We start from the raw sequence: 21,509 nt of genomic DNA on the forward strand, positions 1-21,509 counted from the left end.
GCGCCGGGCCCTCCCCTGCGCGGAAAACGAGGGAGGACCCGATGACCGAGGTCATCACCGCACCACAGACCGGGATCACCGCACCGAACTTCGGGCTCACCAAGTTCCTCGACCCGCTGCGGGTGCCGCCGGTGCTGCGGCCGCACCTGTGGTGGAAGCAGGAAGATCTGACCGTCACCATGCGCCGCACCAGGGTCCGGCTGCATTCGCAGCTGCCGGAAACCGAGGTGTGGGCCTACGACGGGCAGTTCCCCGGTCCGACGATCGAAGTGCGCGGCGGCAAGCGGCTCCGGGTGAACTGGGCCAACGAGATCGAGGGCAGGATGCCGCTCGTCGCCGTCCAGGGCCCGATCGCGCAGGCGCCGGGCAACGTGCCCGGCGGCTACCGCGACGCGGACGGAAACCTGTTGCCCGGCTTCGAAATCATCGACGGCGTCGCCGAGCTGCCCGTACTGGAGGGGCTTTCGCAGCTCACCGAGTATCCGAACGGCCAGGAGGCCACCACCCTCTGGTACACACCGGACTGGCCGGAATGTACCTGCCGCACGGCAACCGCGAAATCCCGCTGATGCTGACCGACCGGAACCTCGACACCGACGCCACCGGCGCGCTCACCGGTCAGCTGCTGTTCAAGATCCCGGTCGCGCCGAGCGGGGCGCCGATCCCGTTCACCGGCCCGTTCAACCTCGTCAACGGCACGATCTGGCCGTATCTCGACGTGGAACCGCGGTGGTATCGCTTCCGTGTGCTCAACGCGTGCAACTCCCGGTTCTACCGGCTGAACCTTGTCGACGACGCGGGTGTGGCGCACAACGACGCGGTGCGGATCATCGGCACCGACGGCGGCCTGCTGCCCGCGCCGGCGGAACTGCCCGCGGCCGGGCTGACACTGGCCCCGGCGGAGCGGGCCGACCTGCTGGTCGATTTCAGCAAGTTCCCCGGCCAGTCCCTGAAACTGACCGACACGAGCGTCACCGGCCCGACCGAACCGGACCTGATGCAGTTCCGGGTCGAGGACGGTCATCGGCACGATTCCTTTGTCCTGCCCGAAAAACTGTCCAGCACGTACGTGCGGCTCGTGCACGGCACGACCGTGCCGGAGGACCACGACCATGTGTTCGTCGGCCTCGTGCCGCCGGGCACCGCGGGCGAAGCGCATCCGCAGATGTGGGAGCTGCAGGAGCTGGACGAGCCGCCCGCCACGCTGCCCGCGGCCGGGATCATCCAGCTCACCGACCCGTCGAGCGGCGCGGTGCGCACGTTCCAAAAGGTGGCCCAGCTGTTCGACGACACCACCACGTTCTTCATCGACCACGGCCGGTGGGCGGTGTGGAACCTGGTCCATCTCGGCGGTTCCCGCAGGACGCGCAGGGCAACGTCCAGGGTTTCGACGTGACCGTCGGCGGCACCACGGCCCCGCTGCCCGCGCCACCGGACGGGCGGCCGATCGAGAAGTACGAGGACGAGGACATGATGCGGCCGTTCGTCGTGCACCCGCCCGAGGTCGCGAAATTCCACCTGCATCCGGGCAACGGACACCACGAACACTGATCTCGGGGGTATGAAGTCGGCATGGACTCATTCATGGCGACGGCCAACGGGATCCGCATGCACTACCGGCGGGCCGGGGAGGGCTCGCCGGTAGTGCTCCTGCACGGCTGGCCGCAGACCTCGGCGTGCTGGCACAAGATCGCCGACGAGCTCGCGACCGAACACACCGTGCTGGCCCCGGATCTGCGCGGGTACGGGCGCACGGACAAACCGGTCGGCGGCTACGACAAGCGGACGATGGCCGCGGACATCTCGGAACTGGTGCGGGGACTGGGTTTCGAGCAGGTCACCGTGATCGGCCACGACCGCGGGGCCAGGGTGGCGCACCGCTGGGCGCTCGACCGGCCCGAGGAGGTGCGGCGGCTCGCGGTGCTGGACATCATCCCCACCAGGGAGATGTGGAAACGGATGGACGCCGAGGTCGGGCGCGGCTACTGGCACTGGCTCTTCCACCTCCAGCCGGATCTGCCGGAACTGCTGGCCGGCCAGAACGTCGCCGCCTACCTCAACTACTTCTTCGAGCGCTGGACCTACCAGCGCCACGGGCTGGACAACGCGGACGAGTACATCCGCGCGTTCTCCGCGCCAGGCGCGCTCCGCGCCGGTTTCGACGACTACCGCGCGTCCTTCCCCGCCGACGCCGAACAGGACGACGCCGACGCGGGGCGGAAGCTGGCGATGCCGGTACTCGCCTTGTGGGGTCAGGCGGGACTGCTCGGGAAGCTGCCCACGCTCGACATCTGGCGCGACTACGCGGAAAACGTCGAGGGCCACGAAATCGCCGAATGCGGGCATTTCCTGCCGGAGGAGCAGCCTGGGCCGGTGCTCGGCCACCTGCGGCAGTTCCTCAGTCGGTGATCCGGAACGCGGGGTGGCGCGGGGCGATCTCGCGGAGCTTTTCCTCGGGCGCCTTCGCGTCCACCCCGTTGAAGAACATGCCGACCTCGAACTTCCAGCGCCTGAGGTAGGCGCGCAGCAGCGCGGGCTTGTCGTCGTCGGACAACTCCATCGCGTGGAAGGTCTCGCGCCGGCGGCCCACCCGCAGCTCTCCCCCGCCGGCGGCACGCAGGTTCTTCACCCACTGCGTCTCGCCGCGCGGGGCGATGAGGTAGCGCTCGCCTTCGAAGGTCAGCAGGTTGACCGGGACCGACCGCAGTTCCCCGCTTTTGCGGCCGCGGACGTAGAGCACCCGGCTGCCCAGCAGGCTCACCCCGTGCGCGGTCAGCCAGCGCACGGTGTTGTGCAGGTACTGCTCGGCCTTGCCCCGGTCGATCTTCGCGGTCTCGGTCATCGGATCTCTCCTTCGGCTTGCGAGAGCGGTGCTCTCTGTTGAGATCAGTGAACACCGCCCCAGGTCCACTGTCAAGAGCGGTGCTCTCGAATTTGTTCGTCGCTCTCCCAACTGGCACACTGGTCGCATGAACGCCAGCCGGACCGCCCGGGACCGCGCCCGGGCCGAACTGACCATGGAGATCAAGAACGCGGCCAGGCGCCAATGCGGGGAAGTCGGCGCCGACGCGCTGTCCCTGCGTGCGGTGGCCCGTGAGCTGGGCATGGTCTCGTCCGCGCTCTACCGGTACTTCCCGAGCCGTGACCACCTGCTCACCGCGTTGATCATCGACGCGTACAACGCGATCGGCGAAGCCGCGGAAGCCGCCGAGGACGAGACCCTGCCGCCGATCGAGCGCTGGTGCGCCATCTGGGACGCCACCCGCGCCTGGGCGAAGGCACATCCGCACGAGTACGCGTTGATCTACGGCTCGCCGATCCCCGGTTACCAGGCTCCGCAGGACACGACGGCCCCGGCGTCACGTGTCGCACTCGCGCTCGTGCGCGTGGTGGCGTCCGCGGAGCTGAAGCCCGCTTTCGACGGCACGCCACCGTCTCCCGCGCTCAGCCGGCAGGCGAGCGCGCTCGCCACGGCACTGGAGACCGAACTCGAACCCGCCGACGCCTGCCGCCTGACCATCGCGTGGACCCAGCTGTTCGGCATGATCAGTTTCGAGCTGTTCGGGCAGTACGTCGGCTCGATGGACCCGGCGGACGAGTTCTTCGCTTACAGCGCAAGGCAACTGGCCGAGTTCATCGGGATCCGCTGAGCAGGGCCACCACTTCGTCGTCCGTCGTCTGCCCGAAGTGGGCGTACCACTCGCCGACGGCCCGGAAGTCCGGTGGCTGCGCGAGCGAAACGACGTCGTCGACCTCTTCCGCCATGCGCTCCACGGCATCCGGCGCGCCGACCGGTACGGCGAACACCAGGCTGCGCGGGTTTTCACGCCGGACAGTGCGCGCCGCGGCACAGGCTGTCACGCCGGTCGCGAGACCGTCGTCGATCAGCAGCACGTCCCGCCCCTCGCGCGGAACCCGTTGCCGGGCAGGAAGATAGGCCGATTCACGCCGCCCCGCCTCGGCTTGCTCCGCCGACCGAGTCTCGTCCAGCTCCCCGGGCGCCAGGCCGAGCGAGCGCAAAGATTGTTCGACGTACACGGTTTCACCGGATGAAGTCACCGCACCCAGCCCGAACTCGGGATGCCCCGGCGCACCGATCTTCCGCGCCACGACGACGTCCAGGGGCGCGTCCAGGACCTCCGCGACGGCTTCCGCGACGACGACTCCACCGCGTGCTATCCCGAGCACGAGCGGCGCGTGCCAATCGCGCTGCCGCAGCTGCTCGCCAAGGCTGAACCCGGCGGCGCGGCGATCGCGGAACGTGGTCATGACCGGCGGCGTATCCCCGTCTTGCCGAGCGCGAAACCGCGCACCACCAGGATGAAGTCGAACAGGCACGCGACCGCGACGATGGACAGGAAACCGGTGGCCACCCACTGGTCGAACATGCCGAACAGGGCACCGAGGCCAAGACACAGCACGGCGGCGACGAGGGCGAGCGCGAGCCGGGTGGTGTTGGCCCGGACGGCTTCGGCGTCCCGCCCGGTGGGCAGGACCGTCTCGGCATCATGTTCCGCGCGCGTAGTCGGCAGCTCTCGCAAAGTCATGCGAATCGGCTACCCCGCGCCGGGTTTTCGTACACTTCGTCCACTTAGGACAGAAAAGCCGGATGCGCCGGCCGGCCACTTCGACGCTGAAGTCACCGACCGGCGCACCCGGATCCACGCCGCCGGAGCGGCACGTTCGTCAGGCTCGGACCTCGTCGTCCGGCAGCCGCAGCAGAGTCTACATAAACCTTACGTTCTGACTGATCGTTGTATTCAAATCGAGACCCCTCGGATGTATGGCAGTCCTCAGGCCGCGCCGCGCATGATCTCGCGCCGCCGCGGCCAGTGCGACCAGAACGCACCGGTGTATCCGAGCTGGATCAGCCGCAGCAGGAACGGGTTGTCGGCGTAGTTGTTGTCGTCCTCGGTGATGCCCGGCAGGGTCGGCAACATGACCCGGTGCAGCTCGGAATCGGGCACCATCTCCCACAACAGCTCCACGGACCGCTCCCACCGCCCGTTCGGCCTGGCGAACGTCGATGGGTCCTCCGGCAGTTCCGGGGAGAGGAAGTAGACCGGGCGGAACTCGCCCGCGTCGTCGAAGACGAACTGCCGCTCGTACTCGATCACGCTCGCGCACTGGGCGCGCGGCTTCAGCACGATCGGCTCCTTCGCGGAATCCGACTGCAGGCCCGGCAGCGTGCGCACCCCGGCGCACTGTTCCGCAAGCTGGATTCCCAGTGGTGAATAGGGAAACGCGCGGATACCCAGGCTGTACCCGGCCACCGTGACGTCCAGCGCGAGTGTCTGCTCGACGGCGTCCCGCATCGTCTCCAGCGTCTCCCCCGGCATCCCGAGCAGGACCTCGACCATCACCGGCAGGCCGTAGTCCTTGGTGCGACTCACCAGCCGCCGCACATCGGAGAAGTCGTAGTAGCGCCGGCCGCGGCCGGTGACCTTCCAGTCGTCGAGCATCTCCTCGCGGACGTGGTCCGGCGCCAGGTTGATCCCCGCGCAACCGGCCTGCACCAGCAGTTCGAGCAGCTCGTCGTCGAAGGGCGTCGGCTGCGCGTAGATCCACAACCGCAGCTGCCGCAACGGCGTATCCGGGTCGCTCTCCCGGCGCCGGATCACTTCACGCAGCACGTTCTTGCTGTGCGCGACGGCAAGGTTGAACTCACTGTCGGTCGTATGCAGATCGTATACACCTTGCGCGCACAGTGTTTCCATCTCGTCCACGACCGCGGCGACCGCGCGCCGGGTGAAGTGGCCGCCCTTGGCGTCCGGTTCGACGCAGTGCGCGCACGAGTAGGCGCAGCCGTTCTTGGTCAGGATGTTGCCGAGCCCGCCACCGCGGTAATAACGCAGGTTGTCGACCTTCAGCGCGTGACCGGAGCGACGGGTGTACGAGGTGACGGTGTTGAGCGGAGTGAAGGCCGCCTTGCCGCGGCGCGGACCGGTCACGAGCGGCACGCGGTCCACGCGCCCGCCGCCCCGGTTGAGCAACAGACCGGGCACGTGCTCCGGGGATTCGCCCGCATACAACGATTCGGCCAGCCGGACGAGGATGTTCTCCCCCGGCCCCTTGACGCCGAACGGGATGTCGAAGAAGTCGACCAGCGCGAAGGGCATCGACGAGAAGCCGACCCCGCCCCCGACGATCGGCGCCGGCGTGTTCGCCTTGATCTCGTCGATGATCTTCCGGTGATCTTCGAGGAAGACCCGTTGCTGCTGCGCGTAGATCGTGTCGGTGTTGCGCACCGTCACGCCGACCAGCATCGGGTCGCGGCCGGAGAAGTACTCACGCAGCACCTGCCACCAGTCGTCCCGCCGGAACGTCAGGTCGACGACTTCCACGTCGAAACCCGCCGATTCCAGCGAGGTGGTCAGTATGTCGAGGGCGTACGGAGTGATCGGCGGGTGGACGAGATTCGGGTTTACCAGTGTGATCAACGACTTGCCCATACGGGACTCCACTCCAAAATGAAACAGGTATCCCTGCTGGTGGAATTGTGCATGGGCGGCGCCGGAATGTCACGGGGCCATTTTCACTGCCGCCACCGCAGCTCCTTGGCCAATCGCGCGGAGTCGCGAAGCAGTTCCGGAGCGAGGTCCAGCACGATCCCGAGCCAGGCCTGCCAGTACGGCCCGGGTACACGTTTTCCGCGTTCCCAGCGGGAAACCTCGTCGCGTCCAAGGCTCGCGTTCCCGGATGCGGCCGCGAGCGCGTCGGCGAGGTCGTACTGGGTGAGGCCGCGCTCCCGGCGGGCCGACCGGATCAGGAGTCCGATCGGCAGGCTGTCGCCAGGTCTTCGAGAACCCACGGCGATCTCGCGGGTCAGCATGCGCTAGACGCTAGATCGCCATTCCCCGGCGAACGATCCCCTCGGCGAACACTCTTATCCTTTCCGCGCATGTTGCCGGCTCAACGTCTGCTTCGGCGATTCGCCGAAACGCTCGCGGTAAACGGCCGCGAACCGGCCGTGATGAGCCAGCCCCCATTTGCTCGCGATCTCGCCGACCGTCGTGGTGTCGCTCTGCGCCGCGCACAGTTCGTCGTGCACCCGTTGCAGCCGCACCCCGCGCAGGTATTCGCTCGGCGAAGAGTCGAGGTGTTCCCGGAAAGCCTTCTGCAGCGCGCGAACGCTGACACCGGCCGACCTCGCGAGGCTCGCCGGTGTGTGCGTCCACTCCGGATGCCCCTCGATCAGATCGACCGCGATCCCCAGCAGACGCGAGGGCACCGGCCGATCGTCCCCATTGAGCATCGCCGTGTAATTGTGCGGCTGTGCCAGCAGAAGACCGGTGATGAGGCTCTGCTCGAACTGTTCCATCGCCAGCGGATGCCCGAGCATGCTGTCCGGCCGGTCGAGGTCGGCCACGCTGAACGACAACGCCTCGTACCAGGTGCGCGCGTAGCCCTTGGTGACGTCCATGTCGAGCTGGAACCGAATCGGCTCCCGCAGCGCGCCGTCGATCATTTCCGACAACCGCGCCTCCACCGCGGCCCGTTCGACACGGAGCACGAGGTTTCCGCAGTCAGCGGACAGCCGCATACTCAACGCCTCGGTCGGGGAAGCGACGCAAATGTGTTCGCGCGATGCCTGAACCTGTTCGAAACCGCTTTGGAAAGTACCTTTTCCCGCCCGCGGCGCGAGTACGGCGAAAAACGAGCCGAGCTCGCCGGGATTGACCCGCATGTCCCAGCCGTACGCGACGTAGGTGACCGCGATGTTGCGCAGCCTTCGGCAGTGCATGAAAGCGTTGAGCTGCGGGTTCGGCCCGACCGTGTCCATCTTGTGCGGACAGAAGATCTTCGTGACCTGCGCACGGGTGTCATCGAGGTCGCCGGATTCGAAGAGCCGGTATCTCTCCAGTGGTAGTAGCGTCATTTGTCCCGGGCAGTCGCGTAGATCAAATTCGGGCGAGGTCGACTCCCACACACCTCCGAGTTCTTACTCTCCGACTTTTCGGGCGCGGAAAACACCGGCAAACGGGTGGAGTTTTGCGGTCTGCAACTTGCAGCGCGTTAGGGGATCAATACGCAACGCCTATTGAATCGGCTCCAGTATTGCGGTGAACTGGCGCAATGCGCCTCCCTGGCGCAGAATCCGGTACCCGCGCAGCTGGGCGGCCTTCGCGCACACCTCCTCGGCGGCGTCGACGACGTACTCGAGGTGGCTCGCCGTGTACACCCTGCGTGGCAACGCGAACCGCACGAGTTCGCGTGGCGCGGGGATGTCCGGACCGCCATCGGGGTCGCGGCGGCCGAACACGAGCGTGCCCAGTTCGGACGCCCGAACCGCCCCGGCGAGGTAGAGCTCGTTGGCGAACGCGGTGGCGGGCAGCTGTTGCGCCGGGATGTGGTCCAGCAACAGCCCGGCGTCCACGTAGACCGCGTGACACCCCGTCGGCTGCAGCACGGGAAGGCCGGCGAGTGCGAGCTGCTCACCGAACCAGCGGGCGGATTCGGCCCGATACCTCAGATAGTCCGGTTCGGTCACTTCGAGCAGCCCCTGAGCAAGCGCTTCCAGGTCGCGCCCGGCGAGACCGCCGTAGGTCGGGAAGCCTTCGAACGCGATCAGCTGCTCGCAGCACCGTGCCGCCAGCTTCTCGTCCCGCAGCGCGATCAGGCCGCCGATGTTCGCGATCCCGTCCTTCTTGAGGCTGGCCCAGCAGCCGTCCGCGAGATCGAACATCAGCCGCGCGATGTCACGGGGCGAGTTCTCCGCGTAACCGGCTTCCCGTTCGGTGATCAGGTAAGCGTTTTCCGCGAACCGGGAAGCGTCGAGATAGAGGGGGATGCCGTGTTCGTCGCAGAGCTTGCGCGCGCCCACGATGTTCAGCAGCGAAACCGGCTGCCCGCCATTGGCGTTGTTCGTCACCGTGAGCACCACACAGCGCACGCGGTGTCCGGACCGCCCGGACAGCAGTTCGGCAAGCGCTTCCAGATCCAGATCACCGCCGAACTGGTTCGGCACGCCTTCGTACGCGGGCACCGGCAGGTCGACGGCTTCCCCGCCGGCGGCCTCGACACTCGCCCTGGTGCTGTCGAAGTGCGTGTTGCTGACCGAAATGTCGCCCAGCCGCAGGATGTTTCCGAGCAGGATCCGTTCGGCGGCACGGCCCTGGTGCACGGGCAAAACCTCGGGATAACCGGTCAGCTCCCGCACGACCAGCTCGAACCTCTCGAAGGAACGCGCCCCGGCGTAGGACTCGTCGCCGGAAAGCATCGCCGACCATTGCGCCGCGGACATGGCGGCAGTGCCGGAATCGGTGAGCAGATCGATCGTGATGGCGCGCGCGGGCACCCTGAACAGGTTGTAGCCGGCGGCGGCCAGAGCGGCGCGACGTTGTTCGGCGGTGGGGAACGGAATCGGCTCGACGGCCTTGATACGGAACGGCTCCATGAAAGACGGCATGCGTGAACTCCTCGCGCCGGTGCAGCCCAACCACTCCAGGGTGACCGGTCGGCTACGCAGGGGGTAGGGGCCAGTTCGGCGTCGGTTCCGTCACGGCGCCAGTGACTTGTGCCACAGCATTTATCCGAGCGTTATTCGCATGTAACCATTGAGCCACGAGCTGCGGAAAAACGTTGTACGGGAGGGAAAATCGGTTCGTGAAAGTCGCCGTCGAGCAGGTGCGGTTCGCGTTCCAGCCGCTGTACAGCCTGCAAACGGGTGGAATCGTGGGCGTGGAGGCGCTGGCGAGGCCCGTCTCGGGAACGATCAGGGACCTGCTCCGCCATGCTCAGCGGAAAGGCAGGCTGGTAGCCGTCGACGTCGGTCTGGCCAGGCGCGCCGTGATGTCCGACGCCTCCCACGAAACGTTGCTGCCCCTGCACCTCAACCTGACCGCGGCTTCCGTCGCCGCCCCGCAACAGGTGCTCGAGCCGTTGCTGGAAACGCTCGGCCACATCGGCAGGCGCACCCACGACGTCGTACTCGAGGTCGGGATGCCGTTCCACGGCGTCTCCACGAAAGCCCTGCTCGCCGGCGTGCGCCGGTTCGCCGAACTCGGATTCCGGCTGGCGTTCGACAACCTCGGCCGCGGTGACCTCCCGCTCAACCTGCTCGCCGAGGCCGGGCCGGAAATGCTCAAACTGGACCGGGCCACTTTGGACAGACTGCCCGGCGACGCCCGCACGGTCGCGCTGATCGAAGCGCTCGCGCATTTCGCGTCCCGCACCGAGACCCGGCTCGTCGCCACCGGAATCGAGACCGACGAGCAGCTCGCCGTCGTGCAGCAGCTCGGAATCCGGACCGTACAAGGAAACCTGTTCGCCCCGGCGAGCGAAAACGGGCTGCCTGCCGCGTCCGCCGCCCCGGTACTCCCCGATCCGGAGCCGAAGATCTCGGCACAGGGGCCCAAAGTGGACGATTTCCTCCGCGCCGCGATCACGCTGCCCGCCAGCTCCACTTGCGACGAAGTGCGGCGTGTCCTGCTCGGCCAGGATTCCGTGACCGGACTCGTCGGCCTGGACGACGACGGGCACCCTCGGTGGTCGATCGACCGCACCCGGTTCCTGCTCGACCTCACCGGGCCGTTCGGGCATGCGTTGCACGCCAACAAACCCGCGGACAGGCTCGCCGACCCGCCGCGCACGATCCGGCTCGGCGCCGGCGCGCTCGAGCTGCTCGACCTGGTGGCGGAGAACGACATCGGCCGCAGCAACGACGACATCGTGGTGGTCGACGAGGAGGGCCGCTGCGCGGGCGTGGTTCTGGTGCACGAGATCGTGCGTGGCGTGGCCGAGGTCAAGATCGAGCAGGCGGCGGCGCTCAACCCGCTCACCAGACTGCCGGGCAGCGACACCGTGGCGCGCGAGGTGAACCGGCGGCTGGCGCTGGGCAAGCCCACGGTCGTCGCGTGGCTGGACATCGATTCGTTCAAGAAGATCAACGACAAACTGGGGTTCGCGGCGGGGGACGAGCTCATCCGCACGCTCGGCCGGACGCTCACCGGGCTGAGCGAGGACCTCCGCAGTGTCACGGTGAGCCATGTCGGCGGGGACGACTTCCTCATCACCTGTGACATCGACGAGGTCACCACGGTGGCGGAGGCCCTGCTCGACAGGCCGTGGTCCGTCGAAGGCAGACCGGTCACCGTTTCGCTGGCGAGCATCGTCTGCGCCGGCGCCGAAACGCGGGGCTACCGGGAAGTCTCGCGGCTGCTGGCGCCGTTGAAGGACCGCGCGAAACTCGTGACCGGTTCGAGCTGGGTCAACGGCTGGCCGGGATCGGCGCGACAGGAAGTGCTCCGTGGCAGCGGAAAGCACGCCAAAGCAGAGCCCGCGTCCGCCCATTAGAGTAATACCAGTTAAGCTGAAAAAGAATTCCACAGTCGATACCCCCTGATTATCACCGCGGCCTACCGCGCGGGTGCAGCGCTTTGCCGTTGTCGGGCTCACCCACGGTGAAACGCAGTTCAGGCGGGTTCTAGATTCCTCACCGTGGACGTGCCCAAATTCGAGCCGGGCGACACCCCCGGCTACGTTTACGAAATGATGGCGAACCATCTCGCGGCCCGGATCGAGGCCGGCGAAATGGCGCCCAACACACCGCTGCCGTCAGAGCGGCGACTGGCCGAGGAATACGGGGTTTCGCTGGGTACCGCCAGGCACGCGACCAGACTGCTTCGGTTTCGCGGGCTGGTGGTCACGATCAGGTCGAAGGGGACCTATATCGCGGACCGGCGTCCCCGTGAATGGTGAAAAAATCATGGAACCACTCGCACCACCCAATCGGGTTAAATTTCGCCACGCCCCTGGCGCACCGGGCGTGGATCTTGTCCGTGCCCGCAAGCAAATCCGCAGCTCCCCGCTACGCCGCCGAAGGTATTTTACGTTCGCCGCTATTTTCACCGCGCTGTTGTACAGAGCGTGCGCGTTGACTAACAGCGCGAATTTCACTACAACGGTGCGGGTGCCAGAAATCGGAGATCATCTGCCCACCCGCATGTGGTCATGCAGATGCATGTGCAGTACCAACAGGGGCCGGTGACGCCGTGATCCCCGATCTCCCCGCCAATCCCCTCTCCATCGAACTCACGTTGTCGCATCGCCGCTTCTGGTGGCAGATCGACGACGAGGACGAACAGCCCGAGCAGTGGCAGGTTTCGGCGGATGTGTCGGCGCTGGACCTGTGCCCGGACGAGCTGCGGCACGTCGGCGACATCTCGCTCGTCATCGCCGATCTGACCAAGGAACGGAATCTGCTCGATTCCGTCGTGCTGGGCGAATGGGCGCTCGAGTTCATCGCCGAAACCGTGATCGACCCCGACGAGGGCAAACTGCATCCGGAGCTCGACGCCGAGATGCGGCCGGGCCCGCCGCGAATGGTCATCCTGCGCCGCATCGAATTGCACGAGGCGTGGCGCGGGCACGGGCTCGGCCCTTCGCTGATCGCCAGCGCGCTGCGTATCCTCGCGCCGGACGCGCGCGTCGGCGCTTGCCGTGTTTCGCCCCTCGATTTCCCGTGCCCCGGAGATCGGGTGGCCGCCGAACTCGCGAGCGTGCGCGCGGGCGCCATGCTGGAGCGCATCGGCTTCCACCGCTGGCGCGGCGTGCACGTGGTCGACCTGCGCGACCCCGCGCTGCTCGATGCGCGCATGGACATCCTCGATCAGTGGTGGCCGCAGTCGGACGCCGGGAACCGGTGAGTCAGAACATCGTCTGCGCGGTGCCGAGCACCCGGTATTCCTTGTCCACAATGGGAAACAGCCGCCATTTGTCGAACGTGGTGCACGGGTGGGAGATCCCGAAGCCGACCCTGTCCCCCACCTCCAGGCCGCCGCGGAAGTACGCGTGCTGGTCGTTGCAGGCGAACACTTCGCCGGGCGGCGCCGGTTCGATCTCCGTGCTTCCCCTGCGCAACCGGTGCAGCGGTACCGGAAACCCGGAGTCCAGCCCGGTGTCCCGTTTTCCGAAGTCCACAATGGCCAGTCCTGGTTCCGGGCAGGAGAGCACGCTCGCCCACAGCTCCAGGCTCGGCTGAAACCGCAGCGCTTCGTACTCGGCGCCGACCAAATCGCGGAAACGCTGGTAGCCCAGCGAGTCGTGGGTTACGTAGCAACCGCTGCGCAGGACGACGCGGACAGGGCGGCCCGCCTGCCATTCCGGGCCGAGTATCTCGCCGACCAGCTCGATGAAGGCGCTGCCGCCCACGGTGACGATGAACTCGCTGCCCGACAGGGTTTCGTCGGCCAGCGCACGGAGCCTACGCAGGTACGCCCGCACTTCTTCGAGTAGCCGCGGGCCCAGCTCGCCGCCGATCACGCCTTCGAAACCGCCGACGCCCGCCAACTCGAGCACTGGCGACGCCGCGACGCGCTCGGCGAAAGCCAGCGCGTGCGCGGAATCCCGGACGCCGGTTCGCCCGCCCGGGATGCCCAGCTCGATCAGCACCGGGAACGGTCGGCGGCAGCCGTCGAGCCGCTTCTCCAGGATGTCCAGGCCGTCGGCCGAGTCGACATAGCAATAGCAGGTGAAGTTCGGGTCGTCCGCCATCTCCGCCGCGAGCCAGTCGATCGCGTGCGGCTCGACCAGTTCGTTCGCCAGCAGGATCCGCTCGGCGCCGAGTTCGCGCAGCGCGATCGCCTGGCTCGGCGTCGCCACCGTGACAGCCCAGGCACCGTGCTCGATCTGCGCGTTCACGATCTCCGGCGACATCGTCGTCTTCACGTGCGGCGCCGACGACAGCCCGCGCCCGGCGCAGAACTGTTGCAATGTCAAGAGATTGTGCCGCAGCGGCTCCTGCCCGAGCAGGAGTAGCGGCGTCAGGAAATCCAGTATCCCGGACCGGCCCACCACCCCGGCCCCGGTCGTGCCGAACATCGACGGCGGAAAACCCTTGTGCCGCGCGCTGATCCGCGCGTCCGGAAGCCGCAGTGGGCGCACCGGCGTCACACCTTCCTGATGGTTCGATCTGCTCAACGGCGCAGCGTCTGCTCCGGCGTCTCCCCGTAGTTCTCCCCATAACGTTGGGTGAACAACGGCTCCCACAAACCCCAGCGCTCCGCGACGGCCGGCACCGTCGTCTCCTCCGGGGTGGCCCACAGCAGGTCGAGGTGCGCGCGGTGCAACCGCACGTGCCACAGCTTGCCGAACAGCGAGGTTTCCAGGTAGCGCTGGAAAGCCGACCGCAGCGACCTGCTGCTGACATCGAACTCCGAGGCGAGCGAGCCCTCCGTGTGCAGTTGCTCCGGCATCGCCTCGATCTTGTCCACCACCTGGCCGAACACGCGTTGCGAAGCCGGCATCGCCGGCGTGGCGAGCAGCTCCGAATAGCGGTGGGCGTGCAGCTGGATGAGCCGCGCCACCATGCTTTCCTCAAGCTGGGGGACCCACATCGGGCCCTTGAGCATGCCCCCGCCGACGTCCGCCCTGCGGACCAGGTTCACCACCTCGGTGAACCACTGGCACTGCCTGCCCGCGGACACGTCGAGCCCGAGGTCGAAGCGGAGCTTCCACGGCAGCAGGCCGCCGGTGAGGTCCCGCAGCACCCGGTTGGCGAAGTCCCAGTCGGCCCGCACCAGCAGGAGTTTCGTCGACCGTTCCAGCTCCATGTACAGCGGCGCCTCTGGGTCGGTGACCGCCATGATCTCGGGGGTGCTGATGATCGTCTTGCCGCCGCTGCGCACCAGTGCGTTTCCGTACAACGGGATCTGCAGCGCGTAGAAATCCCCGGTGGCACCGGGATCGACCGCGATGGGGACGCCGTACTGCACGTAGTTCAGCACCAGGTTGCCGAGGTCGAACGAATTGATGACAGCGTCCAGCGGTTCGGGTTTGTCCAAGTAGGACAGCCGGTGTGGACACATGATGCGGCCCAGCACGTCCTGCATCTCTTCGAGGTTGTTCGACCGGAGGAAGTTGTGCCTGCCAAGGGGATATTCCATTGCTGCTGTCCTTGGGCGAAGGAAATCTTGCCTGCACAGCGGCCGATACCACGGGGCGCGCACCCGTTCACCGGAACCGCTGTTTCGGAAATCAAACCGTAATCGAGTTGCCGAGTTTACCCCAAATTGGCAATCCGGCAAGTACTTCACGAGATCGGGTTCGGAGATCATTTGCGCGCCGCCGCGAGAAGCTCCGCCAGGTGGATCGCCCGCACCCCCGACCGGCGTTTTCGCAGGGTTTGGCGCAATTGTCTGAGGCAACCGGGATTCACGACCACGACGAAATCCAGCGCGGCGGCGTCGATCGCGTCCAGCTTCCCGGCCAGGACGCGGCGGCTGTCGTCCGGTCGCAGCAACGAGTAGGTGCCTGCCGCACCGCAGCAGTCCCCGGCGCCCGGAAGTTCTACATAATCGGCAACGGCCGCAATCAGTTTGCGGGGTTCTTCCGTGACACCCAGCCCGTTGCGCAGGTGGCACGAGTCCTGCAGGGCCACGCGCGCGCGACGGCCGCGCACCCGGACCTCACCGGCCGGCTGGTGGCCCACCTCGACCAGCCACTCGCCGAACTCGCGCACCCTGTCCCGGCCGAGGTGCGTTGCCAGGTGCGCCGCGCAGCCACCGGCCGTGGTCACGACCTTGCCGGGTAAGCGCTTTCCCAGGGCCACGGCCATTTCCGCCCCCTTGGCCGAAGCGCCGTTGTGCGCGTGCAGCGCTCCGCAGCAGCCTTGTGCGCGCGGCACCGAAATCCCCGGCACCAGCCGCCGGACCGCCCGGCTCACGCCCGGATACAGCCCGCGCTCGACGCAGCCGAGCATCAGCGAATGCGTCCCTCCTCTGGCGCCGCGTGCGTGCCGGCGAACCAAGCCCTGCAACCGAAGCAGCCATTCCAGCGACACGGCGGCCATCAGCAGGCGAGCGAGCCAGGGCCGATTTCCGCCCTGCCACTGAACATCACGCCATTGTTCGAGCAGATCGCCGTACCGCACGCCCGCCGGGCAGACGGGCTCGCAGGCACGGCAGCCGAGGCAGAACGACGACTGTTCCGTCAGCGTCGGGTCGGCCGTGTCGAGTTCGCCCGTTTCCAGCGCGCGCATCAGCGTGATCCGGCCGCGTGGCGATGACGCCTCCTCCCCCGTCAACCGGTACGTCGGACAGGCAGGCAGGCAATACCCGCAGGAGATGCAGCGGTCGAGGAGCTCCTTCTCGAAGATCACGACCCGACCTTTCCCGGGTTGAGGATGCCAGCCGGGTCGAACGCCGTCTTGATCCGGCGCAGCAACCGGATCTGGTCCGCGCCAAGGCGTTCGGCGAGGTACGGCAGTTTCGCGGCGCCGACCCCGTGTTCGCCGGTGATCGTGCCGTCGAACCGGAGCGCGGTGGAGAAGATCTCGGCGAACGCCTTGTGCGCCCGTTCCACCGCGTCGGTGTCCTCCGGGTCGAGCACGCAGGTGGGATGCAGGTTTCCGTCGCCAGCGTGCCCGAAGGTGGCGATGAGCAGGCCGAACCGCAGCGCGATCTCGTCGATGCGCTCGACCATCTCCGCCAGCCGCGGCCGGGGCACCGTGACGTCCTCCAAGATCGTCAGCGAACCGAGGCGGGACAACGCGGGCAGCGAACAGCGCCGGGCGGCCAGGAGGGCGTCCGAGCGGGCGATGTTCTCCGCGAGCGTCACCTCGAGAGCACCGGCGTCGGCGCAGATCTTCCGCAGCCGCACCAGATTTCCCGCCACCACCTCGATCGGCCCGTCGTCGCCGAACAACAGGAGGGCACCCGCGTCCCGGCGCAGGTCCAGCTTCGCGTAGTCGTCCACCGCGCTGATGCACTTCTGGTCCAGGAATTCCAGCGTGGCGGGCACGATCCCGGCCGAGATGATCGCGGCGACCGCACGGCAGGCGTCAGCCAGAGAGGCGAAGTAGGCAACCCCCGTGCCGACTTCCGCGGGTTGCGGGAGCAACGCGACCGTCAGCTCCGTGAGCACGGCGAGCGTGCCTTCGGATCCAGTGAGGAGCCTGGTCAGGTCGTAACCGGCGACGTCCTTCCACAGCCGGCCACCGGTGCGGATCACCTCCCCGGTGGGTAGCACGGCCTCGAGGCCGAGCACGTAGTTCCTCGTCACGCCGTACTTCAGCCCGCGCAGCCCGCCCGCGCACGTGGCGACGTTCCCGCCGACCGTGGACGTGACGCGGCTGCCGGGATCCGGCGCGTACAGCAGACCTTCGACCGCGGCGGCGTCGGCGAGCCGCGCCGTGGTGACGCCGGGCTGCACGCGCGCGAGCAGTTCCGCCCCGCTCACCTCGAGGATCCGCGTCATCCTGGTCAGCGCCAGGACTATGCCACCCGCCAGCGGCACCGTCCCGGCGCAGAGGTTGGAGCCGGCGCCGCGCGGCACCACCGGAATCCGGTGCGCCGTGGCCAGTTTCAGCACCTCGGCGACTTCGCCGGTGGTGCGCGGGAACACGACCGCGTCCGGCATCGCGCGGAACAACGGAGTGGCGTCGCGCGAATACGCCGCCAACTCTCCCGGGGCACGGCGCACGCCGTTCGCGCCCACGATCTCCGCGAGTGTGTCGAACACGCCGGCCGAAAGTTTCATCAGGCCTGGTCACACTCCGTGCGCTGGCGGCCGAGCCCGGCCACTTCGACCTCCACGACATCGCCATGGCGCAGGTACTCGAACCGGCCGGACAGCGCGACTCCCTCGGGCGTGCCGGTGTTGACCAGGTCGCCGGGCTCGAGCACCAGGAACTGCGACAGGTTCCAGATGATCTCGGCGACGGAGAAGATCATGTCCGAGGTCTTCGAATCCTGGCGCGGCTGCCCGTTCACCCAGGAACGCAGCTCCAGCACCTGCGGGTCGGGCACCTCGAACGCGGGCAGGAACCAGGGGCCGACGGGGTTGAACGTCTCGCACGATTTGCCCTTGGCCCACTGGCCTCCGGGCCGCCCGAGCTGGAAGGCCCGCTCCGACACGTCGTTGCTGGTCACGTAACCCGCGACGCAGGCACGCGCCTCGGCCAGCCCTTCCAGGTACCGCGCGCGCCTGCCGATGACGACCCCGAGCTCGACCTCCCAGTCGGTTTTCGTGGAACCACGCGGGATCAGCACGTCGTCGTACGGCCCGACCACCGTGTTCGGCGATTTGTGGAACAGGATCGGCTCGCCGGGCGGCTCGGCACCCGACTCCGCCGCGTGCGCCGCATAGTTCTGGCCTATGCACAGGACCGCGCCGGGCCGGGCTATCGGCGCTCCGACGCGCATTCCCCGGACGTCGGTCACGGGCAGCTCACCGGAATCCAGCGCGACCCGCGCCAGCCGCGGCCCGTCGTCGGCAAGGAACCGGCCGTCGACGTCGTCCGTCAACGGGCTCAGGTCGTAGTGGTGCTCGCCGTCCAGCAGCACCGGCCGTTCCTCGCCGGGCGGGCCGACCCGCATGAACCTCATCGTCATCGTCGCTCCGGGAACTCCGCGTCTTCGAAGGGGTACAAGGGTTTGCGGCGGTTGTGGTAGGTGAACCGCTCCACTCCCATGGCCGTGACGCCGTCGGTGTCCACGACCACGAGACGTTTCGCGATCGGCCCGTACGCGGCGCGAGGCGAGTTGACGCCCTTGGCCACGACGATCCGGTAACGCAGAGGATCGACGCCGACGCTGTGCAGCTGCCGCAGGCTGGAGTTGATCACCGATCGCGAGTTCAGCACGATCGTGTGCCCGTCGGTGGTTTCGAGCACGGCCGTGGGCCCGGCGTCGAAGTAGCGGAACCCGGCGTGGGTCGGTGTCGGCTCCTCGAACCGGCCACCGGAAAGCGCTTTCACCTGGCCCACCACGGTGACGGGATGACCGGCGGAATGCGGGTTCTTGGCGCCGATCTCCAGCCGGAGCTGGGCACCGACGCCGGCCTCCGTGCAGCGACGGGCGGACACCGGATCCCACAACGTCTGCACCAGGGACGACAGCCCGCGTTTCACCGCCGCGGCCAGGATTTCGGTGGAATCACCGGGCGCGCCGCCGCCGATGTTGTCCCCCACGTCGAGCAGCACCACCGGGCCCTCGGGCGCGGCGACCGCGAGGTCGAGCGCCTCCTGCACGGTGATTCCCTTGACCTGCAAGGCTTCCCGCTGCTCCCATACCGAGCGGGCCAGCTCTTGCGCGACGGCTTCCGCCTGCGCGCGATCCCCGTTGTGGATCGCGATGCAGGACATCCCCATCTCCGGCACGTCCGCGTACGGGAAACCCTCGACGACGCTGACCGACAACACGCCGGACCGGCTCTTCAGCTCGCGCGCCTTCGCGACGAGATCCGCCATCGGCTGCTCGGCGGTGTCCTGGCGGGCGATGTTGACCACCAGCGGGAGCTGCACGAGCGCCTGCTCGGGGCGGATTTCTCCGCGCGCCGCCGCGAGCACGAGCCTGGTGCATTCCTCCGCACGCGCCCCGGGGTCGACGTGCGGATTGGTCTGGTATGCGAGCGTGACCGTCAGCTCGTCGACCAGCGCGCGGGAAACGTTGGCGTGCATGTCGAGCACGGCTCCCACCGGCACTTCCGGGCCGACCACCGAGCGCACGCGCGCGGCGATTTCCGCGTCGGCGTCCGGGAAATGCTCGGAAACCGCGGCGCCGTGGACGTTCAACAGCACGCCGTCCCACGGGCCCTGGTCCTCGAGCCGCTCGATCATTTCGCCGACGAGGGACTCGAAGGCCTCGCCGGTGATCACGCCCGTGGGCGTGACGAAGGCGGCGAGCAGCGGCACCACCTCGATGCCCAGTTCCGCGCAGGCTGCGAGGTAACCGCCGTACGTGGTCGATGAACCCGCGTACTGCTCGATGATCTGCTCGCCACGGAACACCCCGCCGTCCTCGAACAGGCGCAGATCCGCCGGCAGCGGGGAAAACGTGTTGGCCTCGTGGAAAAGGCCGAGCGTGGCGAATCTCAACTCGGCCATCCTCCCTGGTACGCGATGACATCGAGCTCGAACTTGACCACGCCGCCGAGGCAGTTCGTCAGCGTGGTGCGCGCGGGCAGCGGCGCGGTGAAGTACTCCCGGTAGATCCGGTTGTACTCGGGCAGGTCCGCCGGATCCTCGACGTACGCGCCCACTTTGACCACATCGGACAGTCGCAGACCGAGCCCGGCGAGGATGGTCTGCACGTTCTCGATGGAGCGGCGCATTTCTTCGGCGAACGTGCCCGCCACGATGTGCCCGTTCTCGTCCACCGCGGCCTGGCCGGAGAGGAAGACGAAGTCACCTCCGCGGTAATACGGGGAGAAACTCGCGGTGTTGCCGCTCGCGGTTTCGCTGATCGGGCGCGTCATCGGCTCGTCCAGGAGGCGAGTGCCTTGTCGAACCGGGTGAGCGCCGCGTCGAGCTCCTTCTGGCCGTGCGCCGCCGAGACGTACCAGACGCCGCGGCCCGCGACCCAGAGCCCGTGGTCGATCAGCGTGCCGGCGAGGTCCTCGTAGCGGGCGAGGTCGAGTTGTTGCAGCGTGCGGTAATCCGTCACTTCCGCGTCCCCGAAGGAGACGTGGAACGCCTGCGGCAGCCCGACCACCCGCAGCGGCAGGCCGTACCCGGCGCCGATGTCCTGCAGGCCGTTCATCAACTCTTTTCCGTGCTGGGCAACGCGTTCGTACGGTGGGTCGTCGATCAGGCTGGACACCGAGGCGACGACCGCGGCGGTGGCCATCACCGAGGAGTTGAAGGTGCCGGAGTGGTTCACCTCGCCGGTGCCGAACAGGTCCATCAGCTCTTCGCCGCCGACCAGCGCCGCCACCGGGAAGCCGCCCGCGATCGCTTTCCCATACGTGGCAAGGTCCGGTGTGACGCCGTAGCGTCCGGCCGCGCCGTCGAGCCCGAGGCGGAACCCGGAGATCACCTCGTCGAAGATCAGGACGATGCCGTAGTCGTCACACAGCCGGCGAACGCCTTGCAGGAAACCGGGTTTCGGCTCGATCACCCCGGCGTTGATCATGATCGGTTCCATGACGACGGCGGCGATTTCCTCACCGTCGCGCGCGAGCGCGGCGGCCACCTCGTCGAGATCATTCCAAGGCAATAGGACGAAATCGTCGAGGTGCGCGGCGAGCTGGCCGTTGCTCGCCGGGCCCCAGCGGCCGTCGCGGTTGGCGAGCAGTACGTTGTCCAGCCAGCCGTGGTAGTGCCCTTCGAAGCGGATGACCTTCGTGCGCCCGGTTGCCGCGCGCGCGAGACGGAACGCCGCCTGCACCGCTTCCGTGCCCGTCATGCTGAAGCGGATCATGTCGGCCCAGCCGACCGCCTCGCAGACCAGTTCCGCGGCGCGGACCTCGAGTTCGTGCTGGCCACCGAAGATGACGCCATTACGGCAGGCGTCGGACACCGCTTCCACCACTTGGCCCGGTGCGTGCCCGAGGAAGTTCGGCCCCTGGCCGAGGAGGTAGTCGACGTAGTCGCGGCCGTCCACGCTGTAGAGCCAGGCGCCCCGCGCGGAGCGGATGAACTCACGCGAGCCCGCGAGCCGGACGTTCGAGTGCACGCCACCGGGCGTCCGGTTCAGCGCACGACGACACAGCTCTTCGGACCGCGAAGCCCCCTGCGACTCCTCGTTCTCCATGGGACATCCCTTCGACCACCTGTCACGTCCCGGTCC

At 67.8% G+C, this 21,509-nt stretch carries 23 protein-coding genes; 8 read left to right on the top strand and 15 right to left on the bottom strand.

Annotated features, from left to right (window positions below; all coding sequences use genetic code 11):
- Positions 1–41 precede the first annotated feature (41 nt).
- Genes FPZ12_RS46295 through FPZ12_RS06595 form a run of 4 tightly spaced genes read left to right on the top strand, consistent with a single transcriptional unit; the run spans position 42 to position 2,409 of the window.
- The gene (locus FPZ12_RS46295; protein ID WP_243769701.1) at positions 42–569 is read left to right on the top strand and encodes a multicopper oxidase domain-containing protein; all 528 of its coding nucleotides are present in this window, start codon (positions 42–44) and stop codon (positions 567–569) included.
- Positions 533–1,396 carry a cupredoxin domain-containing protein gene (locus FPZ12_RS46300; RefSeq protein ID WP_243769702.1) on the top strand — a complete coding sequence of 288 codons (864 nt, stop codon included), beginning with the start codon at positions 533–535 and terminating at the stop codon, positions 1,394–1,396. Before FPZ12_RS46295 ends, FPZ12_RS46300 begins: the two co-directional genes overlap by 37 nt.
- Positions 1,393–1,551 carry a hypothetical protein gene (locus tag FPZ12_RS45490; RefSeq protein ID WP_166462602.1) on the top strand — a complete coding sequence of 53 codons (159 nt, stop codon included), beginning with the start codon at positions 1,393–1,395 and terminating at the stop codon, positions 1,549–1,551. Before FPZ12_RS46300 ends, FPZ12_RS45490 begins: the two co-directional genes overlap by 4 nt.
- Before the next feature lie 21 nt (positions 1,552–1,572).
- Entirely contained in the window at positions 1,573–2,409 is an 837-nt protein-coding gene (locus FPZ12_RS06595; RefSeq protein WP_144746546.1) for an alpha/beta fold hydrolase, read from the top strand.
- Here FPZ12_RS06595 and FPZ12_RS06600 read toward each other — a convergent pair.
- The gene (locus tag FPZ12_RS06600) at positions 2,399–2,842 is read right to left on the bottom strand and encodes a nitroreductase family deazaflavin-dependent oxidoreductase (RefSeq protein ID WP_144746548.1); all 444 of its coding nucleotides are present in this window, start codon (positions 2,840–2,842) and stop codon (positions 2,399–2,401) included. The two genes, FPZ12_RS06595 and FPZ12_RS06600, sit on opposite strands and share 11 nt — an antisense overlap.
- A gap of 127 nt (positions 2,843–2,969) precedes the next feature.
- Between FPZ12_RS06600 and FPZ12_RS06605 the strand changes: the two genes are divergently transcribed.
- Complete coding sequence (locus FPZ12_RS06605) at positions 2,970–3,650, top strand: TetR/AcrR family transcriptional regulator (RefSeq protein WP_144746549.1); 681 nt, start codon at positions 2,970–2,972, stop codon at positions 3,648–3,650.
- On the opposite strand, the gene FPZ12_RS06610 is transcribed toward FPZ12_RS06605, so the two are convergent.
- From FPZ12_RS06610 to FPZ12_RS06635, 6 genes are all read right to left on the bottom strand, one after another.
- On the bottom strand, positions 3,634–4,269 hold the full coding sequence (locus FPZ12_RS06610; RefSeq protein WP_144746551.1) for a phosphoribosyltransferase: 636 nt from the start codon (positions 4,267–4,269) through the stop codon (positions 3,634–3,636). The two genes, FPZ12_RS06605 and FPZ12_RS06610, sit on opposite strands and share 17 nt — an antisense overlap.
- A complete protein-coding gene (locus tag FPZ12_RS06615) occupies positions 4,266–4,547 on the bottom strand; it encodes a hypothetical protein (protein WP_144746553.1) in 282 nt (93 codons plus the stop codon). The genes FPZ12_RS06610 and FPZ12_RS06615 overlap by 4 nt, the downstream gene beginning before the upstream one ends.
- A 246-nt stretch (positions 4,548–4,793) precedes the next feature.
- Positions 4,794–6,452 carry a tryptophan 2-C-methyltransferase gene (gene tsrT / locus FPZ12_RS06620; RefSeq protein ID WP_144746555.1) on the bottom strand — a complete coding sequence of 553 codons (1,659 nt, stop codon included), beginning with the start codon at positions 6,450–6,452 and terminating at the stop codon, positions 4,794–4,796.
- An 83-nt stretch (positions 6,453–6,535) separates the two neighbouring features.
- Entirely contained in the window at positions 6,536–6,832 is a 297-nt protein-coding gene (locus FPZ12_RS06625; protein ID WP_144746557.1) for a helix-turn-helix domain-containing protein, read from the bottom strand.
- 54 nt (positions 6,833–6,886) lie between these two features.
- Entirely contained in the window at positions 6,887–7,879 is a 993-nt protein-coding gene (locus tag FPZ12_RS06630; RefSeq protein ID WP_144746559.1) for an AraC family transcriptional regulator, read from the bottom strand.
- A 159-nt stretch (positions 7,880–8,038) separates the two neighbouring features.
- The gene (locus FPZ12_RS06635; RefSeq protein ID WP_144746561.1) at positions 8,039–9,409 is read right to left on the bottom strand and encodes a tryptophanase; all 1,371 of its coding nucleotides are present in this window, start codon (positions 9,407–9,409) and stop codon (positions 8,039–8,041) included.
- Between the two features lie 197 nt (positions 9,410–9,606).
- Between FPZ12_RS06635 and FPZ12_RS06640 the strand changes: the two genes are divergently transcribed.
- From FPZ12_RS06640 to FPZ12_RS06650, 3 genes are all read left to right on the top strand, one after another.
- The gene (locus FPZ12_RS06640; RefSeq protein ID WP_144746563.1) at positions 9,607–11,295 is read left to right on the top strand and encodes a GGDEF domain-containing protein; all 1,689 of its coding nucleotides are present in this window, start codon (positions 9,607–9,609) and stop codon (positions 11,293–11,295) included.
- Positions 11,296–11,439: 144 nt separating this feature from the next.
- On the top strand, positions 11,440–11,700 hold the full coding sequence (locus FPZ12_RS06645; RefSeq protein WP_243769703.1) for a winged helix-turn-helix domain-containing protein: 261 nt from the start codon (positions 11,440–11,442) through the stop codon (positions 11,698–11,700).
- 293 nt (positions 11,701–11,993) lie between these two features.
- Positions 11,994–12,647, top strand: coding sequence for a GNAT family N-acetyltransferase (locus FPZ12_RS06650; protein ID WP_144746565.1), 654 nt, complete (start codon positions 11,994–11,996; stop codon positions 12,645–12,647).
- Position 12,648: 1 nt separating this feature from the next.
- Here the strand turns inward: FPZ12_RS06650 and FPZ12_RS06655 are convergent, their stop codons facing one another.
- From FPZ12_RS06655 to FPZ12_RS06690, 8 genes are all read right to left on the bottom strand, one after another.
- Positions 12,649–13,884, bottom strand: a complete 1,236-nt coding sequence (locus FPZ12_RS06655) for an alanine racemase (RefSeq protein ID WP_144746567.1) — start codon at positions 13,882–13,884, stop codon at positions 12,649–12,651.
- A gap of 32 nt (positions 13,885–13,916) precedes the next feature.
- A complete protein-coding gene (locus FPZ12_RS06660; protein ID WP_166462603.1) occupies positions 13,917–14,885 on the bottom strand; it encodes an AraC family transcriptional regulator in 969 nt (322 codons plus the stop codon).
- Positions 14,886–15,052: 167 nt separating this feature from the next.
- The gene (locus FPZ12_RS06665) at positions 15,053–16,099 is read right to left on the bottom strand and encodes a (Fe-S)-binding protein (protein ID WP_144746571.1); all 1,047 of its coding nucleotides are present in this window, start codon (positions 16,097–16,099) and stop codon (positions 15,053–15,055) included.
- Entirely contained in the window at positions 16,096–17,478 is a 1,383-nt protein-coding gene (locus FPZ12_RS06670) for an FAD-binding oxidoreductase (protein ID WP_144746573.1), read from the bottom strand. Before FPZ12_RS06670 ends, FPZ12_RS06665 begins: the two co-directional genes overlap by 4 nt.
- Positions 17,478–18,326, bottom strand: a complete 849-nt coding sequence (locus tag FPZ12_RS06675) for a fumarylacetoacetate hydrolase family protein (RefSeq protein WP_144746672.1) — start codon at positions 18,324–18,326, stop codon at positions 17,478–17,480. Before FPZ12_RS06675 ends, FPZ12_RS06670 begins: the two co-directional genes overlap by 1 nt.
- A gap of 2 nt (positions 18,327–18,328) precedes the next feature.
- On the bottom strand, positions 18,329–19,825 hold the full coding sequence (locus tag FPZ12_RS06680; RefSeq protein WP_144746575.1) for a M81 family metallopeptidase: 1,497 nt from the start codon (positions 19,823–19,825) through the stop codon (positions 18,329–18,331).
- Entirely contained in the window at positions 19,813–20,196 is a 384-nt protein-coding gene (locus FPZ12_RS06685; RefSeq protein ID WP_144746577.1) for a RidA family protein, read from the bottom strand. The genes FPZ12_RS06680 and FPZ12_RS06685 overlap by 13 nt, the downstream gene beginning before the upstream one ends.
- Positions 20,193–21,473, bottom strand: a complete 1,281-nt coding sequence (locus tag FPZ12_RS06690) for an aspartate aminotransferase family protein (protein ID WP_144746579.1) — start codon at positions 21,471–21,473, stop codon at positions 20,193–20,195. Before FPZ12_RS06690 ends, FPZ12_RS06685 begins: the two co-directional genes overlap by 4 nt.
- Positions 21,474–21,509: the final 36 nt, after the last annotated feature.

Origin of the sequence: Amycolatopsis acidicola (assembly GCF_007713735.2) — a bacterium.
GTDB lineage: Bacteria > Actinomycetota > Actinomycetes > Mycobacteriales > Pseudonocardiaceae > Amycolatopsis_E > Amycolatopsis_E acidicola.

What these genes read in the sequence shown, in the direction of transcription:
- FPZ12_RS46295 (WP_243769701.1), top strand. Translation starts at nt 42, where the DNA reads ATGACCGAGGTCATCACCGCACCACAGACCGGGATCACCGCACCGAAC.
- FPZ12_RS46300 (WP_243769702.1), top strand. Translation starts at nt 533, where the DNA reads ATGTACCTGCCGCACGGCAACCGCGAAATCCCGCTGATGCTGACCGAC.
- FPZ12_RS06595 (WP_144746546.1), top strand. Translation starts at nt 1,573, where the DNA reads ATGGACTCATTCATGGCGACGGCCAACGGGATCCGCATGCACTACCGG.
- FPZ12_RS06600 (WP_144746548.1), bottom strand. Translation starts at nt 2,842, where the DNA reads ATGACCGAGACCGCGAAGATCGACCGGGGCAAGGCCGAGCAGTACCTG.
- FPZ12_RS06605 (WP_144746549.1), top strand. Translation starts at nt 2,970, where the DNA reads ATGAACGCCAGCCGGACCGCCCGGGACCGCGCCCGGGCCGAACTGACC.
- FPZ12_RS06610 (WP_144746551.1), bottom strand. Translation starts at nt 4,269, where the DNA reads ATGACCACGTTCCGCGATCGCCGCGCCGCCGGGTTCAGCCTTGGCGAG.
- FPZ12_RS06615 (WP_144746553.1), bottom strand. Translation starts at nt 4,547, where the DNA reads ATGACTTTGCGAGAGCTGCCGACTACGCGCGCGGAACATGATGCCGAG.
- tsrT (WP_144746555.1), bottom strand. Translation starts at nt 6,452, where the DNA reads ATGGGCAAGTCGTTGATCACACTGGTAAACCCGAATCTCGTCCACCCG.
- FPZ12_RS06625 (WP_144746557.1), bottom strand. Translation starts at nt 6,832, where the DNA reads ATGCTGACCCGCGAGATCGCCGTGGGTTCTCGAAGACCTGGCGACAGC.
- FPZ12_RS06630 (WP_144746559.1), bottom strand. Translation starts at nt 7,879, where the DNA reads ATGACGCTACTACCACTGGAGAGATACCGGCTCTTCGAATCCGGCGAC.
- FPZ12_RS06635 (WP_144746561.1), bottom strand. Translation starts at nt 9,409, where the DNA reads ATGCCGTCTTTCATGGAGCCGTTCCGTATCAAGGCCGTCGAGCCGATT.
- FPZ12_RS06660 (WP_166462603.1), bottom strand. Translation starts at nt 14,885, where the DNA reads ATGGAATATCCCCTTGGCAGGCACAACTTCCTCCGGTCGAACAACCTC.
- FPZ12_RS06670 (WP_144746573.1), bottom strand. Translation starts at nt 17,478, where the DNA reads ATGAAACTTTCGGCCGGCGTGTTCGACACACTCGCGGAGATCGTGGGC.
- FPZ12_RS06675 (WP_144746672.1), bottom strand. Translation starts at nt 18,326, where the DNA reads ATGAGGTTCATGCGGGTCGGCCCGCCCGGCGAGGAACGGCCGGTGCTG.
- FPZ12_RS06680 (WP_144746575.1), bottom strand. Translation starts at nt 19,825, where the DNA reads ATGGCCGAGTTGAGATTCGCCACGCTCGGCCTTTTCCACGAGGCCAAC.
- FPZ12_RS06685 (WP_144746577.1), bottom strand. Translation starts at nt 20,196, where the DNA reads ATGACGCGCCCGATCAGCGAAACCGCGAGCGGCAACACCGCGAGTTTC.
- FPZ12_RS06690 (WP_144746579.1), bottom strand. Translation starts at nt 21,473, where the DNA reads ATGGAGAACGAGGAGTCGCAGGGGGCTTCGCGGTCCGAAGAGCTGTGT.